Origin of the sequence: Azospirillum lipoferum (assembly GCF_024170005.1) — a bacterium.
GTDB classification, from domain to species: Bacteria; Pseudomonadota; Alphaproteobacteria; order Azospirillales; family Azospirillaceae; genus Azospirillum; species Azospirillum lipoferum.
In genome coordinates, this window is record NZ_JALJXJ010000014.1 from 113,244 (window position 1) to 130,050 (window position 16,807).

Sequence of the window (16,807 nt, forward strand, 5' to 3'; positions counted from 1 at the left end):
ATCACTCACGAGCCAGGACCGCAAATGCAGTAGAACTAAAGACAGGAACGCACGGCGCACCCCCGGGAAGGGATGCACCGTGCGCTGAAAGTCCGGACTCTCACCGGGAAGCCCGGAGCCGACGCGGCTCGGGGCTTCGTCAGGCTTTCCAGCCAAGCGGAGCCAGCCGGTGCGGCGTGCGTCCGGAGAGGACGAACGCCTTGCGGCCGAGGCCCGGGTAAACCCGGAACCTTACAGGTACTCGACCTTGCCCGCTTCCGGACCCTTCTGGCCCTGGCGAACGGTGACGCGCACCTGATCGCCTTCCTGAAGGGTCTGCATGCCCGAACGGCGCAGCACGTTGACGTGGACGAAGACGTCCTTGCCACCAGTGCTGGGCGTGATGAAGCCAAAGCCCTTGTCGGCATTGAACCACTTCACGGTGCCGTCGACTTCTTCGCCACCGGCACCGCCGGCATCGTAGCCGCCGCGGTCATAGCCGCCACGGTCGAAGCCGCCGGTCGTCCGCGGACGGGCCGAACGCTGAGCGGTCGACGTATCGACCGTGTGGATGGAGGCCACCTGCGGACCCTTCGGCCCACGGGCCAGGTCACAGGTGATGGTGGTGCCTTCGTCCAGCGCGTCGTAGCCGGCGGCCTGAACCGCGGAGACGTGCAGGAAGGCGTCGGGCGAACCGTCCTCAGGCGACACGAAGCCGAACCCCTTGGTGGGGTTGAACCACTTCACGGTGGCGGTGACGTTGGACTTGGTGATCTCGGGAGCGCGGAAGCCCTGGCGGGGCGGGCGGTCGAACATGTGTCTTCAAGCTCATAGAGTGTGCCGAATGTCTTTTGTCACAGGGATCCGGTCCCAGGTCAAGCCTTCCAAAGGAAAGATGGCCGAATCGCCGTTAATTGCCTCACCCCTGGCTCACGCTTCCCTGCCTGCCGGCGTCCCGATCGAGCGGAAGCGGCACCGAAGTGCCGCTCCACCCACTGCTTCCGGCACCCCCGTACCGCTTCCGCCCGCGCGACTCGGAAGGTTTTTGCACGCCCCCCGTGCGGCGGCGCCTCAGGCTGCCGACTGGCTCAACGTGGGATAGTCGGTGTAGCCGTGACGATCACCACCATAGAAGGTCTTCTGGTCCGGCTCGGCCAGCGGGGCGTCGATGCGCAGCCGTTCCACCAGATCGGGGTTGGCGATGAAGGGCCGGCCGAAGGCGATCACGTCGGCATGGCCGCCGGCTGCCGCCTGGATCGCCATGGCGCGGTCATAGACGTTGTTGGCCATGTAGCGGCCCTTGTAGAGCCCGCGCAGTTCGGCGAGATCGCCGCCGAATCCGGGATGCGGGCCGCGGGTCACCCCCTCGATCATGTGCAGATAGGCAAGCCCGTAGTCGTTCAGCTGCCGGATCACCGGGCTGAAGGTGCCAATCGGGTCGCTTTCCTGGGCGTCGTTGGCCGGGCTCAGCGGCGACAGGCGGATGCCGACACGGTCGACCCCCGCCTCCGCCACCACGGCATCCAGCACCTCGAACAGGAAACGCGCGCGATTCTCGACCGGGCCGCCATAGGCGTCGGTGCGCTTGTTGGTGCCGTCGCGCAGAAACTGGTCGATCAGGTAGCCGTTGGCAGCATGCACCTCCACCATGTCGAAGCCGGCAGCCAGCGCGTTTCGGGTGGCACGGCGGTAATCCTCGACGATGCCCGGCAGTTCCGAGGCGTCGAGCGCCCGCGGAGTCGGGATGTCCTTGAAGCCGTCGACGGTGAAGGCCTTCACGTCCGGCTTCACCGCCGACGGGGCCACCGGCAGGGCGCCGCCGGGTTGCAGGTCGGGGTGGGAGATGCGGCCGACATGCCAGAGCTGGAGGCACATATGCCCGCCCTTGGCATGGACGGCATCGGTGACCAGTCTCCAGCCCGCCACCTGCTCGGCGCTGTGGATGCCGGGGGTATAGGCATAGCCCTTGCCCTGCGGCGAGATCTGCGTCGCCTCGGCGATGATCAGGCCGGCGCTGGCGCGCTGGGCATAATATTCGGCATTCATCGCGGTCGGCACGCCGGTGGCGTTGTCGGTGCGGCTGCGGGTCAGCGGCGCCATGGCGATGCGGTTGGGCAGGGTGTAGCGCCCGATCGTCACCGGCTGGAACAGGGGGGCCGCGTCCTGGCTGTCCGTCATGTCCGATCCATTCTGTATGGGTGAGAACTGGACAGGAAAGAGTGGCCCGCCATAAGCACCCGGCAAGGCTTCGTTGCACCGCAGCAACCGGATGAGAAGCATGGCTGCCATACCGTGCCCGGCGTCCCGGCGGGACCTTTCCGGGCCTCCGGCGGTTATTCCCGACACAATCCTCCACCGGAAAAAGCGGGATCGCCGATGCAGCACGCGCCGATGCAGCACCCTTGGCCCGAGCGCCTCTGGATCGTCCGCCATGGCGAGAGTGCCGGGAACGTCGCCCGCGACGCCGCGCATGCCGCCGGACTCGGCAGGATCGACATCGCCGAGCGCGACGTGGACGTTCCGCTCAGCCCGCTGGGCGAGCGGCAGTCCGACGCTCTCGGCCGCTGGTTCGCCGCCATGCCGGCGGTGGAACGGCCCGACGTGGTGCTGACCTCACCCTACCGGCGGGCAATGCGGACGGCGGAACGGCTGCACCAGTCGGGCGGGCTGCCGGTCCATCCTAACGACTTCGTCATCGACGAGCGGCTGCGTGAGAAGGAGTTCGGCGTGCTCGACCGGCTGACCACCGCCGGCATCCGCCAGGAATTCCCCGAACAGGCCGAATTCCGCCGCCTGCTGGGCAAGTTCTATCACCGCCCGCCGGGGGGTGAGAGCTGGTGCGACGTGATCCTGCGGCTGCGCAGCGCGCTCGACACCGTCAGCCTGCATCATGGCGGCCGGCGGGTGCTGATCGTCGGGCATCAAGTGGTGGTGCTGTGCCTGCGCTATCTGCTGGAGAACCTGACGGAGGAGGAGATCCTCGCCATCGACGCGGCCGGCGACGTCGCCAACTGCTCCGTCACCGAATACCGTTTCGACGCCCAGGCCGGGCCACGCGGCGGGCTGCTGCTGCACCGCTACAACTTCGTCGCCCCGCTGGAGGAGGCCGGCGCCCCGGTCACCGCCGAGCCGGACGCGGCCGTCGCCGCCCGCTGAGGAGACGCGATTGGACGCCGAGGAAATTCCCGTCACCGCCGAGCTTCTGCGCGGCATGCCCCTGCCCCAGCCGGACGGCGACGGCGACAAGGAAACCCGTGGCCGGGTGCTGGTGCTGGCCGGCAGCGTTCCGGTTCCGGGCGGTGCGCTGCTGGCCGGGATCGGTGTGTTGCGGGCCGGCGCCGGCAAGCTGCAGGTCGCCACCGCCGCCAGCATCGCCCCGCACCTGGGCCTCGCCCTGCCGGAAGCCCTCGTCGCCGGCCTGCCCGAGACCGCCGATGGCGGGATCGCGCCCGAGTCGGCCGAGGCACTGGCCGAGCGCGCTTCGCGCTGCGATACCGTGCTGATCGGCCCGGGCATGATGGACGAAGCGGCGGTCGCCAACCTGACCGCGGCGCTGCTGACCCGCCTGGAGGCGGGACAGGAGGGGCCACGGTTCGTGCTGGACGCCGGTGCGCTGGCCGGGCTGGGGCACGACCCGGTGCCACTGCACCGGCATGAGGGCCGTCTGGTCATCACTCCCCATGCCGGCGAGATGGCCGGGCTGCTGGGCTGCTCCCGCGACCGGGTGGACGCCGACCCGCTCGGCTGTGCGCGGCAGGCGGCAGAACGGCTGAAGGCGGTGGTGGCGCTCAAGGGAAGCTGCACCCGCATCGTCGCCCCGGACGGACGGGCCTGGGCCTATCGCGGCGGCACGGTGGGGCTGGCGACCTCCGGTTCCGGCGACACTCTGGCCGGGATCGTCGCCGGCCTGCTGGCCCGCGGCGCCAGCCCGGAGCAGGCCGCCATCTGGGGCGTCTACCTGCACGGCGAAGCCGGCAACCGCCTGACCCGCCGCATCGGCCCACTGGGTTTCCTCGCCCGCGAACTCCTGGCGGAAATCCCTGCAGTGATGGCGGCACTGGCGAGCGAGGCGGACGACCGCTGAAGCTCACCGCACCGGAGCACTTACAGGGGCAGGGGCAGGGGCAGGCGGCAGCGCCGGGGCGGCCGGGGGTGTTGCGGCACGGCGCGGCTGCGACGGGGCCACATCCGCCGACAGCGCGGCATCGCGGTCGCGGCAGCGGTCGACCACCTTCTGGCCGCAGGCGACGAAGCCCAGGTCCTTGTTGAGGCAGACCCGCACCTCCGACACGTCGCGGCGGGAGCAGACGACCGCCACCCCTTCCGCGGTCAGACCGGGATTGGCATCCAGGAACAGCCGCTCCACCTGCGTCGCCGGTACGGTCGGGCCGGGCGCCTTCAACGACTCAGGAATCGCCACCTTTGCCGCGGCACCGCGCAGCTTGGCAAAATAGTCGGTGGCGTTCAGGCCGGAGCAGGTCCCGTGCTTGCGCCATTCATGCATCATCAGCCCGACGCTCGGCATCACCGGCATGGTCTGGTCCACCACCGTCTTGGGCAGGTTGCGGTCGCGGGTACAGGTGGCGGGATAGCTGCCGTCATTGTATTGCGGCCACAAGCCATGGACGACGAAGCCGTATTTCCGGTCGCCGCACTGATCGGGATCGGGTCCGTTCTTGTCGCGGGCGCAATAGGTCGGCGTCCAGGACAGCGACAGGATGTAATAGTCGAAGTTGCCCGGCTCCGCCCGCCTCTGCGCCCAGGAGGGGCTTGCGGTGAACAGTCCGGCAACCAGAGCGGACAGGATGGCGACGGCGGCGCTTCGCATGACGGTCTTCCCCCAGGGCTATGCTTCCCTGCGTTGCATACCATGGAAGGATGTTTCTGTCGCGGGGTCTCGACACCGGTACCACCCGGTCAGATATCACTTGGCCGAAACTCCTTCTGCCGAACCTTTGCGCGTTCCGTTCCTCCAGAGGGTATAGTGACCGGCATGTTCACCCTGTCCGCCCCGATTCTGCTGCGCGCCTATGCCGCCGGCATCTTCCCGATGGCCGAGAGCGCCGAATCGCGGGAGCTTCACTGGTTCGACCCGGAACGCCGCGGCATCCTGCCGCTGGACGGCTTCCACGTGGCGCGCAGCCTGCGCAAGACGCTGCGCCGCTGCCCGTTCGAGCTGCGGTTCGACACCGCCTTCCGCGCGGTGATCGAAGGCTGCGCCGAAGCGACGGAGGACCGGCCGAAGACCTGGATCAACGACGACATCGTCCGCCTCTATGGCGATCTGTTCGACACCGGATACGCCCACAGCGTGGAATGCTGGCGCGACGGCCGGCTGGTCGGCGGGCTCTATGGAGTGTCGATCGGCGGCGCCTATTTCGGCGAGAGCATGTTCAGCCGCGAGACCGGGGCCAGCAAGGTGGCGCTGGTCCATCTGGTTGCCCGGCTGCGCGCCGCCGGCTTCGCCCTGCTCGACACCCAGTTCGTGACAGAACATCTGAGCCGATTCGGCGCCATCGAGATCCCACGCACCGAGTACCGCCGCCGCCTTGCCGCCGCAATGGAGCGCAAGACCGATTTCCGCGGCGTCGACCAGCAGGCGGCGCTGGCCGACCTGCTGGAGACGGCCGGCACGCCGCCTGCCTGAACGGACATCCTGCCGCCGGGGGGTATGCCGGAAGCGTCGCCCCGCGCTCCCCCTCTACCACACCCGATCCATTGTGCGTTGCAGCGACGGCGGCCATCCTCCGCGCATCCACCGCCATGGCTGGAAGGCGCCCATGCGCTTTTGGAACAATTCCCGGGTTCTACCCACCCTTACCATCATGCTGGCGGGAGCCCTGATCGGCGCACCGCTGTTGATGCTGAACGGCTTCCCACTGACCTTCGACGACACGCCGGGCTATCTGGAGCCGGCCTTCAACATCCTGCACCATGCCGCCCAGCCGGCCTGGACGACCCCACCGGACCTGTCACCGCACGGCCCCTCCTCGGCCAACATCTTCTTCCTGCGGCCCTTCGGCTACATGCTGTTCCTGCTGCCCTTCGTCGGTGGCTGGGGCGGCTGGGGCGTGTGGCTGATCCCGCTGGGCCAAGGTATCCTGGCGGCGGCGGTCCTGCGGGCGGCCCTGACCACGGCGGGTGCGCCGGAGCGGCCTGGGCTGTTCCTCGGCATCGCCGCGGTGCTGGGGCTGACCACCAGCCTGTCGCTGCACGTCGCGACAATCATGCCGGACTTCCTCACCGGATTGGTGATCCTGCTGGTCTATGTCGTCGTCATGCGCTGGCTTGCCTTCACCGTCATGCAACGGCTGCTGACCGTCGCGGCGCTCACCGGCATGATCGTCTGCCACCTCAGCCATCTGGCAATCCTGGGCGGGATGGTCGTCCTGCTCGGGCTCTGGGCGCTGTGGCACGACCGCGCGATGCTACGGTCGCTGGCCTGGGGGGTGCTGTTGCCGATGGTGCTGGCGGTCGGGCTGCTGACCGGCTCCAACCTGCTGACCGCCGGCCGGCCGGTGCTGTCCGAAAGCTCCCCCGTCTTCCTGCTGGCCCGTCTGATCGGTGACGGTCCGGCGCGCGACTATCTGGCGGAGGCCTGCCGCAGCCGCGATTACCTGCTGTGCGGCAGCCTGGACAGTCTGGACCGCAGCGCGCCGGGCTATGTCACCTCCGACTATTTCCTCTGGCACCCCGACGGCGCCCGCCGCCGCTTCGGCGACCAGCCGCGCTTCGTGGCCGAGGCGGCGGAGATCGCCCACGACACCATCGCCAGCCGTCCGGCCGCGGTTGCCGAACATGGGCTGACGAATGCCGCCGGCCAGTTCGTCGAGGTCCAACCGGACGACACCCTGAACGATCCCGTCAAGCCGCTGACCCGCCGCCTGTTCAGCCGCTTCCCCGCTGCGGTCTATGCCGCCTTCGACCAATCGCTGCAAACGCAGGGGCGTTTCCCCCGCGACGGGCTGGCCCTGGTCCAGGACCTATCGCTGTCGCTCGGCGTGCTGGGGCTCGCCACGCTGGGGCTGGGGCGCTGGCGGCGGGTCGACGGGCGGGTACGGATGCTACTCCTGGTGATCGGGCTTGGGCTGACGCTGAACGCCGTCGTCACCGGCGGGCTGTCGGCCGTCCATGACCGCTATCAGAACCGCGTGATCTGGCTGGTGCCCTTCGCCGCCTTGGTCCTGCTGACGACGGCCCGCAGCCGAGACGCTCTGCCTGCCGGCCGGAAAAATCAGGCGACGGGATGGAACAGGCCGCCGCGCATGGGCACCGGCACCCCGGTGGTCGCCGGCAGGCTAAGCGGCAATCCCAGCCTGCTGCGCACGGCGAGATAGCCAAAGGCCTGCGCCTCCAACGCATCGCCATCCCAGCCGACGAGGTCGGCCGGCTCGACCGGCACGCCCAGCCGATCTGCCAGCATCGCCATCAGCGTGGCGTTGTGCCTCCCGCCGCCGCAGACCAGCCAGCGCACCGGCGGGGCCGGCAGGTGGGAGACGACACGGGCAACCGACTCGGCGGTGAAGGCGGTCAGGGTGGCCGCACCGTCCTGCGGCGACAAGGCAGCCACCGGGGCCGGGTCGAAGGCGTCGCGGTCCAGCGACTTGGGCGCCGGGCGATCGAAATAGGGATGGGCCGTCAGGGCGGCCAGAGCCACAGCATCGACTCGGCCGCTTGCCGCCAGCGCACCGCCGGCGTCGAAGCGGCCGAGCCCGTGGCGCAGCACCCAGTCGTCGATCAGGGCATTGCCCGGCCCGGTGTCGCAAGCGACGACCTCCGCCTCCCCCTCCGCCGATCCCGGACCGATCCAGCTCACATTGGCGACGCCACCGATGTTGAGGACGGCGAGCGGACGCGGCAGGTCATGGGCCAGTGCGCGGTGAAACAGCGGGACCAGCGGCGCCCCCTGTCCGCCCACGGCCACATCGGCGCTACGGAAGTCGTTGACCACGGCGATGCCGGTCACGGCAGCCAGCCGGGCGCCGTCGCCGATCTGGCAAGTCAGGCGCCGGTCCGGGTCGTGGTGGATGGTGTGGCCGTGGAAGCCGATCAGCTCGACCGCCGCCGCCGCGAGGCCCGCCTTGTCCAGCAGGCGGCGCACCGCACCGGCATGGGCATCGGTCAGATCGCGCTCGACCGCCGCCACCGGTCCGGACCGGTCCGCCCCGCCAAGGCAGCCGCGCAGCCGGGTCCGGAAGCCGTCATCATAAGGGATGGTCAGGAAGTCCAGCGCCTCCACCCGGTCGCGCCCGTCGGTGCGCAGCAGGGCAGCGTCGATGCCGTCCATCGACGTGCCGCTCATCAGGCCGACGACCGTGCGCAGCCCTTCCTTCGCTTCCATCATCCGTTCCGCATCCCCTGTGACGATGCGGTCCACTCTAGCTCAGCTGATCCAGAGCTGCAGCATCAGCCGCTCGCGGCTGGCCGGCGGGGTGGCGCGATGGTAGCAGGAAGTGTCCTCGATGAAGCCTGTGCCGGCCGGCCCCTCCACCACCAGGATGCGGTCGCGGGCAAAGTGGGTGAACAGCTGCTCGTCGCGGGCGTTGGCCGATCCCATCAGCATGCGCAGCGACTTGCCATGATGGCTGCCGCGGACCAGCGCATGCTCCCCGGCGCCCGGTCCGACATCGGTCAGGTAGAACTGGGCCGAACAGAAATGGAAGTCGTGGACGTCGAAATGCCAGTCGATGGTCTGCCCCAACTGGCGGCGCTCGTCATCGGTGGCGTCGGTGACGAAGCTCCAGAACAGGCGCGGGATGATCTTGGTGGCGGGAAAGCCCAGGAAAGCCCCGGCACACTCCATCAGCAGCGGATCGCGGCAGACCCGGCGCACTGCCGGGCAGTCCAGCGGATCGGGGACGATGCCCATCACCGCGGGCGACCCGTCCTCCAGCCGGCCCTTGCGGACATTGTGGCGATAGAACATGCGGTCGTCGCGCAGCCGCCGCTGCAGGGGGGAGTGGGTGGCGAACTCCACCATCTCCTCCACCATCGACCAGGGCAGGTCGAAGCCGAGCGCGATCGAGTCGCGCCGCAGGTCGGCCAGAGCGCGGTCCACCGTCTGACCGGCGAACAGGGTGGCCGGCAACGGCGGCAAGGCGATGGGCGGTCCGGCCGGCGCCCGCTGGCGCGACCGCGGCGACAGGCGGCGCAGGGCACTGTAGCCGCGCCGCACCGTTTCGAACCGGCCCAGCGCATAGTGAAGTTCACCGGCGACGAGGCGCCGGGCAATGTTCGCAACGTTCATGGCGTGTGCATCCCTGGAGGCAGCCGAAGGACCAAAACCGCGGTGGGTTGCGCGGCCTCTGGTGCCGGAATGCACGAAGTGTAGGCAGGTTTGGGGCGATTCTAAAAATACCCTTCGGGCGTACGCCCACACGCCGGGGGAATAGCCGGGCAGGCAGAGCGTCTTTCCCCTACGGTCCATGCCGGGAGAAAAAGGCGCCCCACCCTCCCGTTCAAGGTTACAGCGCCTGCACGGCCTTCAGCACCGCGGCGACATGGCCGGTGACCTTCACCTTGCGCCAGACGTTGCGCACCACGCCGTCCTTGTCGATCAGGAAGGTGGCGCGGTCGATGCCCATGTACTTGCGGCCGTACATGCTCTTCTCGACCCAGGTGCCATAGGCCTCGCAGACGGCGCCGTCGGTGTCCGACGCCAGCGTGAAGGTCAGCTCGTGCTTCGCCTTGAACTTGTCGTGGCTGGCGACGCTGTCCTTGGAGACACCGATCACCACCGCATCGACGGCGGAGAAGTCGGGCAGCTGGTCACGGAAGCCGCAGGCCTCCGACGTACAGCCCGACGTGTCGTCCTTCGGGTAGAAATACAGGACCACCGGCTTGCCGCGCAGGGCCGACAGCGTGACGCTGCCCCCACCATCGGTCGGCATGGTGAAATCCGGGGCGGGCGTTCCGACGTCTACGGTCATGGCTGCTCGAATGTCCTTCTACTTGCCGGCAGGGGAAACGAGTCCTCAGGCCGGGGGCGTGGTGGTGGGTGGGGCCAGACGGCTTGCCGGCTCCTCGACCAAGGCCTTGAAATGACCATGGGCGCGGGCGGCGACGGCACGGATTCTGTGGTCCAGCTCCGGGAAGTCAACACCGCCAGGCTCACGCTCGTCAGGAAAGGCTGCGCGGACCAGCCCGGCCAGCAGGCTGGGCGACACCTGGTTGGGGTCCAGCACCCCGGCGGTGGTCAGCCGCAGGAAGCCCTGCACCCGCCGCCACAGCCGCAGCGTCGCTTCCAGGTCCTCCGCCACGTCGCCAGCCAGCGCCCCGGTCCGGGCAGCGCATCCCAGCGCCTTGGCGGTGCCGATGTGCAGGATGTCCGGACGCTCGTGACCATGGCGCAGTTGCAGGTACTGGGCGATGAACTCGATGTCGATCAGGCCGCCGCGGGCGTATTTGACGTTCCAGACATTGGTCGTCCCGAACTCCTTCTCGATTCGCCGCCGCATGTCGGCGACATCCCACAGCAGCCGGTCGGCATCGCGCGGCGCGGTCAGGACGGAACGGATCGCCGCCGACACCCGCCCGGCCAGTTCCACGTCGCCGCCGATCACCCGGGCACGGGTCAGGGCCATATGCTCCCAGGTCCAGGCGTCGGTGGCCTGATACTTGGCGAAGGCGTCCAGCGAGGTGGCGAGCGGCCCGGCATTGCCCGACGGGCGAAGCCGCATGTCGACCTCGTAGAGCCGTCCGTCGCCCATCGGGGCGGTGATGGCGTTGGTCAGGCGCTGGGTCAGCTTGATGTAATACTCGTTGGGCGACAGCGGCTTGGCGCCGTCGGACAGGAGAGGGCCGGACAGGCGCGGGCCGTCGCCGGGCGCCACGTCATAAATGACGATCAGGTCGATGTCGGACGTGATGGTCAGCTGCCGGCTGCCCAGCTTGCCCATCGCCACCACCACCCAGGAGCCTCCGGGGATATGGCCGTGGCGCTGGGCGAACTCCTCCTCCACCCGGCGGGCGAGGTCGGGAACGACGATGTCGGCCAGATCGGCCAGGAAGGCACCGCAACGGTCGCCGTCGGTGATGCCACGCAGGATGTGGACCCCGGCGCGGAAGCGCTGGTCGTTGGTCCAGCGCCGTGACAAGGTCAGGGCATCCTCGAAATCGCGGGCCGCCGCCATCACCCGGGCATGGTCGTCGGCCAGCCCGTCCTCCTTGCCCGGCAGCGTATCGAAGAAATCGGGCGACAGCACGGCGTCGAGCAGCGACGGGTTGCGCGACAGGGTGTGCGCCATCTGCGGCGCAATGCCCATGATCTCCGCCACCAGTTCCAGCAGCCAGGGATTGGCGACGAACAGGGAGAACAGCCCGACGCCGGCCGGCAGCTTGCCGAGGAAATCGTCGAAGTTCATCAGCGCCGAATCGGGCGCCGGGGTCTTTACCAGCGCGTTCAGCAAGGCGGGGGTCAGCTCCGTCAGCAACTCCCGCGCCCGGCCGGACCGTGTGGCGCGGTAGCGGCCGCGATGCCAGGCCGACACCACGCTGATGACGCGGGCCGGGTCGGCGAAGCCCATGCCCTTCAGCGTCTCCACCGTGCCGGGATCGGGGTCGGTGCCGGTGAAGACCAGATTGCCGGGACCCGACAGCGACGGCGCCTCCTCGAACAGTTCGGCATAGCGGTCCTCGACCTGCCCCAGCGTCGCCAGCAGCTCCGCCCGGAAGGCGGCGGGGTCGTCATAGCCGAGGAAGGTCGCCAGATGCGCCACGCCGGCATCGTCGGCGGGAATACGGTGGGTCTGCTGGTCGTCGATCATCTGGATACGATGTTCGACACGGCGCAGGAAATGATAGGCCCCGGCAAGCTCCTCCACCGTCTGCGGCGGCACCCGGCCGACGTCGCGCAGCGCCTCGTTCGCCATCAGCGTCGGAGCGATGCGCACGCGCGGGTCGCGCCCGCCGAAGATCAGCTGCTGGGTCTGGGCGAAAAACTCGATCTCACGGATGCCGCCGCGGCCGACCTTGATGTCGTGGCCGTTGACCGTCACCTCGCGGTGGCCCTTGTGGGCGTTGATCTGGCGCTTGATCGAATGGATGTCCTGGATGGCGGCGAAATCCAGGTTGCGGCGCCAGACGAAGGGCTCCAGGAAGCGGAGGAAGGAGGCCCCCGCCTCGGGATCGCCGGCGATCGGGCGGGCCTTGATCATCGCCGCGCGTTCCCAGTTCTGGCCGACACTGCCGTAATAAATTTCGGCCGCGGAGACGGAAACCGCCAGCGGCGTGGCGCCCGGATCCGGCCTAAGCCGAAGGTCGGTACGGAAGACGTAGCCGTCCTTGGTCCGTTCATCCATAATGCGGACAAGATCGCGTGCGAGCCTGATGAAGGTTCGCGCGAGGTTGTCCGGCTGGGGCGTCTGCACAACAGCGTCGTCGTACAGGACGATCAGGTCGATGTCGCTGGAATAGTTGAGTTCGCGCCCGCCAAGCTTACCCATGCCCAAAACGATCAGGCCCGAACCGACCCACGGTCGCTGCGGATCCGGCAGCGTCAGCGTCCCCGCCTCCCCGGCGCGGCGCAGCAGGAAATTCGCGGCCAGCTGGACCCCCGTCTCCGCCAGTTCCGACAGGGCGCCGGTGACGCGGAACAGCGGCCACGCCCCCACGATGTCGGCCAGCGCGATCAGCAGCGCTGCCCGCCGCTTCGCCACCCGCAGGCCGGCCATCAGCCGGTCCATCGATTTCTCCTCGCCATGCTCGGCGTGGAGCGAGGCGATCAGCGCGGCGAAGGTGGCGTCGAACCCGTCCTGCATTGTCCGGGCGACGAAAGGCAGTTCCCGCGTCAGGCCGTGGCCGAGATACGGGCTGTTGCCGCACACTGCCTCGATCAGCGCCCGGCCTGTTTCCGAATCGGCGAAGGCTTCCGCCCAGGCGCGGGTCTCCGGCTCCGCCGCGGCAGCCTGCTGGCGCCAACGATCCATCCCCAGCGCCGCCTGCGCGCTGTCGAAAGGCTTCGGCAAGGGGCTTGAGAACGCGATGGTGCTCGGCATGACGGCGGTCTTTCCTGCTCAAAACATGTGCAGAAAGCTGCACGTGTCGGACAGGAAGGTCAATCGGGCCGATTCTGCCACTCTCCAGGCCAGTGCCCGATGATCCGGCGCACCGCGAAGATTCTCGGCCTGACGCTGACCGGGATCGGCGCCGTAGCGCTGGCGGCCGGCGGGCTGTTCGCGTGGCGGCTGTCGCAGGGGCCGGTGGCACTCGATCCGCTGATCCCCTATGTCGAACGGGCGCTGAGCGACCGCGACGGCCGGTTCAACGTCGACATCGGCGAGCTGGTGCTGTCGCTGGAGGAGGAGGACGGGCTGGAGACCGCCGGCCGCCGTCTTGACCTGCGCGCCCGCCGGGTGCAGGCATTGAACGCCGACGGGGCGGAACTGGCCGCGGTGCCGGAAATGGGCATAGGCTTCTCTATCCCGGCGCTGTTCCGCGGCACGCTGTCGCCGACCCGCCTGGATCTGGTCCGGCCGCGACTGTCCATCCTGCGCCGGGCTGACGGCAGCCTCGCCTTCGACGTGCGGTCCGACGCCGGGTCCGCGCGCAAGTCCGATGATGGCGGCCCCGACCTGATGGACGAGGCGCTGGACAGCCTGCGCCGCCCGCCCGACATCGACCGGCCGTTAGGGCTGCTGCGTCGGCTGTCGGTGACGGGCGCCGACCTGCGGGTCGAGAACCGCATGCTCGACCTCGCTTGGCACGCCACGCGCGCCGACGTGGTGCTGACCCGCGACGCCCAGGGCGCCCAGGGCCGTGCCCGCGTGACTCTGGACCTCGGCAACACCGGAGGAGCGGCACCACAGCGGGCCGTGACCATCTCCGCCGCCGGCCGCTACAACATCGCCGACACCACCAGCGACCTGACGATGTCCGTCGACGGGCTGGAGCCGGCGGCGCTGGCGGAGTTCGGCCCGGCCCTGGCGCCACTGTCGGCGGTAAAGCTGCCGCTGTCCGGCACGGTCTCGGCGCGGCTCGATGACCGCTTCGAACCCCTGAATGTCGACTTGAACCTACGCGCCGGCGCCGGCACCGTCGCCCTGCCCGCCCTGCGGCCGGAGCCGGTCGCCGTACAGAGCCTCGCACTACGCGGCGCGTTGGATGTGCCGGGCCGGCGTCTGCGGGTCGAGGATCTGTCGCTGAAGGCGGTGTCCCCGGACGGCAGCGAGCCTCTGGCGCTGAGCGGCCAGGGCCAGCTGGCCGATACCGACCGGGGCCGCGACCTCCAGGCCCGCCTGTCGCTGACCGCCGGCGGACGCACCGCCGGGCTGGAGTTGTCTGGGCAGCAGGGGCCGGGCGGGGATGGCCGGGCGACCGCAAGGCTGACCGGCTTCACCCCCGCCGCCATCGCCAACCTCGCCCCGCTGCTGGAGCCGCTGAAAACGGCGGAGCTGCCGCTGTCGGGAACGGTGGAGCTGGCTTTCGATCCGTCGCTCCAGCCGACCGCCGGCAAGGCCGACATCGTGGCCGACCGCGGCCGGTTGCTGCGGCCCGACCTGTTCGAAGGGCCGGTTCCGGTGGAATCGGCCCTGCTGCGCCTGCATGGCAACCGCGACCGCATCGAGCTAGACGGCTTCAGCGCCGTTCTCGGCGAGGCTGGCGGGCCGCAGCCGCGGCTTGAGGCCACCGCCACCGCCCAGCGCCAGGGCGACCGCATGGTGGTGGAGACGCAGGCGACCGCCCGCGGCGTCGCGCTGGACGAGTTGCGTCGCTATTGGCCCATCGTCGCCGGTCCAAACGCGCGCGAGTGGGTGACCCGAAACCTGTCGCATGGAGCAGTGACACAGGCGCGAGCGGAAGCGGCGCTCTCCGTGCCGCTCGACGGGCAAGGGCAACCGTCGGGAGAGCCGGAGACGACGCGCTTCCTCGCCACCATCGCCGGCGAGGACATCAGCGTCCGCTATTTCCACAACCTGACGCCGGTCACCGGTGCCGCGGTGGAGGCGACGACCGACGGCAAGACCTTCACCGTGCTGACCAAGGGGGGCCGGATCGCCGATGCGAAATCGGGTGACATCGAGGTCGGCGACGGCAAGGTGGTGATCGGCGGGCTCGACATCGGCAAGGAGACGATGGACATCCGCCTGCCGGTCCAGGGGCCGGTGCGTTCCATCCTGACCCTGATCGACATGCCACCGTTGGGCTATCCCACCAAGTTGGAGATGGACCCGAAGCGCACCCAGGGCACGGCCGAGGCGCAGCTGCATTTCGCCTTCCCGCTGCTGGCAGACCTGAAAGTGGAGCAACTCGACCTCGACGTGACCGGCAAGCTGCACAAGGTGGGGGTGGAGAAGGTGGCGGCCGGGCTGAACGCCACCGACGGCGAGCTGTCGCTGGCGCTCGACCTGAAGGCGATGCAGATCAAGGGCGCCACCAAGCTGGACGGCATTCCCGTCACCATTGATTGGAACGAGTCCTTCGACAGTGCCGCCAAGGGCCCGCGCACCCGCATCGCGGTGAAGGGCGACGCCACCGCCGACGACCTGCGCGCCCACGGCATCGATCTGGAAGACCGGGTGCAGGGTCCTTTCGGCGCCGATATCCTGTTCACGGTCGACCGCAAGCACAAGCTGCTGCTGACCGGCAACCTGAACCTGGAGAAGACCAGGCTGTCCATCGGGGAACTCGGCTGGGCCAAGCCCGCCGGCAAGCCCGGTACCGGCAAGCTGACTCTGGAATTCGACAAGGACCGGCCCACCCGCATCAGCAACCTGACGGTCGATGCCGGGGGGCTGAAGTCTGTCACCAATCTGGAACTGGCCGACGGCGGCAAGCGGGTGGCGCGGGTGCAGACCCCCAGCTTCAAGCTGGGCCAGACCGACCTGCGTGCAGACCTGACCGTGCTGCCGCCCGCCAAGCCCGGCGGCCCGGCCGGCGGTTATGCCGGCACCATCACCGGCACCAGCCTGGACGCCCGCGGCCTGACCGGCAAGACGCCGTCGGGCGAAGGCGCGGTGACGCCGCCGCCGAAACAGCCGCCGTCTGCCGCCGACGACAGCCGCAAGACTCCGCTGGACGTCGCCATCAAGTTCGACTCGGTGGTGTTCGGCGACGGCCGGCGGTTGCGGCAGGTTGGGGGAACCATGCGGCGGGACGCCACCGCCTGGACCCTGCTGGACCTCACCGGCCGCAGCGAGGGCGGTGGCGTGTCGCTGAAATGGCGGCCGGGGCCGCAGGGTGTCTACGACCTCGCGATCACCGCCGAGGATCTGGGTTCGGCCCTGCAGGCGATGGACCTGAACGATCGCATGCGCGGCGGCCGGCTGACCCTGACCGGCCGGTCGGCGGAGCCGCGGGCCGATGCCGCCATCGTCGGCAAGGCGGAAATCCGCGACTACACGCTGATCGACGTCCCGGCATTGGCGCGCATCCTGAACGCCATCTCGCCATCCGGTTTCGCCGAGCTGCTGGGCGGCGGCAAGGGCATCAATTTCGGCCGCATGTCAGCGGATTTCCGCAAGGAGGGTCGCCTGCTGACACTGAAGGATCTGCGCACGTCCGGCTCGGCGCTCGGCCTGACGCTGGAGGGGCAGATCGACCTGGAGACGGAAACCGCCAACCTCCAGGGCACCATCGTCCCGGTCTATGGCCTGAACCGCCTGATCGGTCAGATCCCGCTGCTGGGCGACGTGCTGAGCGGCGGCGAGGGCCAGGGCATCTTCTCCGCCACCTGGCATGTCCAGGGACCGCTGTCGGATCCCGACGTGTCGGTCAACCCATTGGCCGTGCTGGCCCCCGGCTTCCTGCGCAACCTGTTCTTCCTGGGCGGCGACGGCACGCCGATGCCGGACACCAAGGCACCGCCGGAAGCGCACACGCGGTAAGGGGG

General features: G+C 69.3%; 12 protein-coding genes. 5 read left to right on the forward strand and 7 right to left on the reverse strand.

What is annotated here, in order from left to right; translation table 11 throughout:
- Positions 1-231 precede the first annotated feature (231 nt).
- Both J2848_RS36025 and J2848_RS27360 read right to left on the reverse strand, forming a co-directional pair.
- The gene (locus J2848_RS36025) at positions 232-795 is read right to left on the reverse strand and encodes a cold-shock protein (protein WP_042695755.1); all 564 of its coding nucleotides are present in this window, start codon (positions 793-795) and stop codon (positions 232-234) included.
- Positions 796-1,050: 255 nt separating this feature from the next.
- Positions 1,051-2,157: an alkene reductase gene (locus J2848_RS27360; RefSeq protein WP_149229691.1), complete on the reverse strand. Its 1,107-nt coding sequence runs from the start codon at positions 2,155-2,157 to the stop codon at positions 1,051-1,053.
- 198 nt (positions 2,158-2,355) lie between these two features.
- Here J2848_RS27360 and J2848_RS27365 point away from each other — a divergent pair, with 198 nt between their 5' ends.
- Complete coding sequence (locus tag J2848_RS27365; protein ID WP_246193646.1) at positions 2,356-3,135, forward strand: histidine phosphatase family protein; 780 nt, start codon at positions 2,356-2,358, stop codon at positions 3,133-3,135.
- A 10-nt stretch (positions 3,136-3,145) separates the two neighbouring features.
- Positions 3,146-4,063: an NAD(P)H-hydrate dehydratase gene (locus J2848_RS27370; protein WP_246193645.1), complete on the forward strand. Its 918-nt coding sequence runs from the start codon at positions 3,146-3,148 to the stop codon at positions 4,061-4,063.
- A 3-nt stretch (positions 4,064-4,066) separates the two neighbouring features.
- On the opposite strand, the gene J2848_RS27375 is transcribed toward J2848_RS27370, so the two are convergent.
- Entirely contained in the window at positions 4,067-4,807 is a 741-nt protein-coding gene (locus J2848_RS27375) for a ribonuclease T2 family protein (protein WP_149229690.1), read from the reverse strand.
- 165 nt (positions 4,808-4,972) lie between these two features.
- Here J2848_RS27375 and aat point away from each other — a divergent pair, with 165 nt between their 5' ends.
- A complete protein-coding gene (gene aat, locus J2848_RS27380; protein ID WP_149230418.1) occupies positions 4,973-5,626 on the forward strand; it encodes a leucyl/phenylalanyl-tRNA--protein transferase in 654 nt (217 codons plus the stop codon).
- A 133-nt stretch (positions 5,627-5,759) separates the two neighbouring features.
- Complete coding sequence (locus J2848_RS27385; RefSeq protein WP_149229689.1) at positions 5,760-7,316, forward strand: hypothetical protein; 1,557 nt, start codon at positions 5,760-5,762, stop codon at positions 7,314-7,316.
- Here the strand turns inward: J2848_RS27385 and J2848_RS27390 are convergent.
- The 4 genes from J2848_RS27390 to J2848_RS27405 form a co-directional block, all read right to left on the reverse strand.
- A complete protein-coding gene (locus J2848_RS27390; RefSeq protein ID WP_149229688.1) occupies positions 7,214-8,323 on the reverse strand; it encodes an anhydro-N-acetylmuramic acid kinase in 1,110 nt (369 codons plus the stop codon). The genes J2848_RS27385 and J2848_RS27390 overlap by 103 nt on opposite strands.
- A 39-nt stretch (positions 8,324-8,362) precedes the next feature.
- Positions 8,363-9,226 (reverse strand): phytanoyl-CoA dioxygenase family protein, encoded by an 864-nt coding sequence (locus tag J2848_RS27395; RefSeq protein ID WP_149229687.1) that lies wholly within the window; start codon positions 9,224-9,226, stop codon positions 8,363-8,365.
- A gap of 217 nt (positions 9,227-9,443) precedes the next feature.
- A complete protein-coding gene (gene bcp / locus J2848_RS27400; protein ID WP_149229686.1) occupies positions 9,444-9,908 on the reverse strand; it encodes a thioredoxin-dependent thiol peroxidase in 465 nt (154 codons plus the stop codon).
- A 45-nt stretch (positions 9,909-9,953) separates the two neighbouring features.
- Positions 9,954-12,974: a bifunctional [glutamine synthetase] adenylyltransferase/[glutamine synthetase]-adenylyl-L-tyrosine phosphorylase gene (locus tag J2848_RS27405; protein WP_149229685.1), complete on the reverse strand. Its 3,021-nt coding sequence runs from the start codon at positions 12,972-12,974 to the stop codon at positions 9,954-9,956.
- Positions 12,975-13,073: 99 nt separating this feature from the next.
- Between J2848_RS27405 and J2848_RS27410 the strand changes: the two genes are divergently transcribed.
- On the forward strand, positions 13,074-16,802 hold the full coding sequence (locus J2848_RS27410) for a YhdP family protein (RefSeq protein ID WP_149229684.1): 3,729 nt from the start codon (positions 13,074-13,076) through the stop codon (positions 16,800-16,802).
- Positions 16,803-16,807 lie beyond the last annotated feature (5 nt).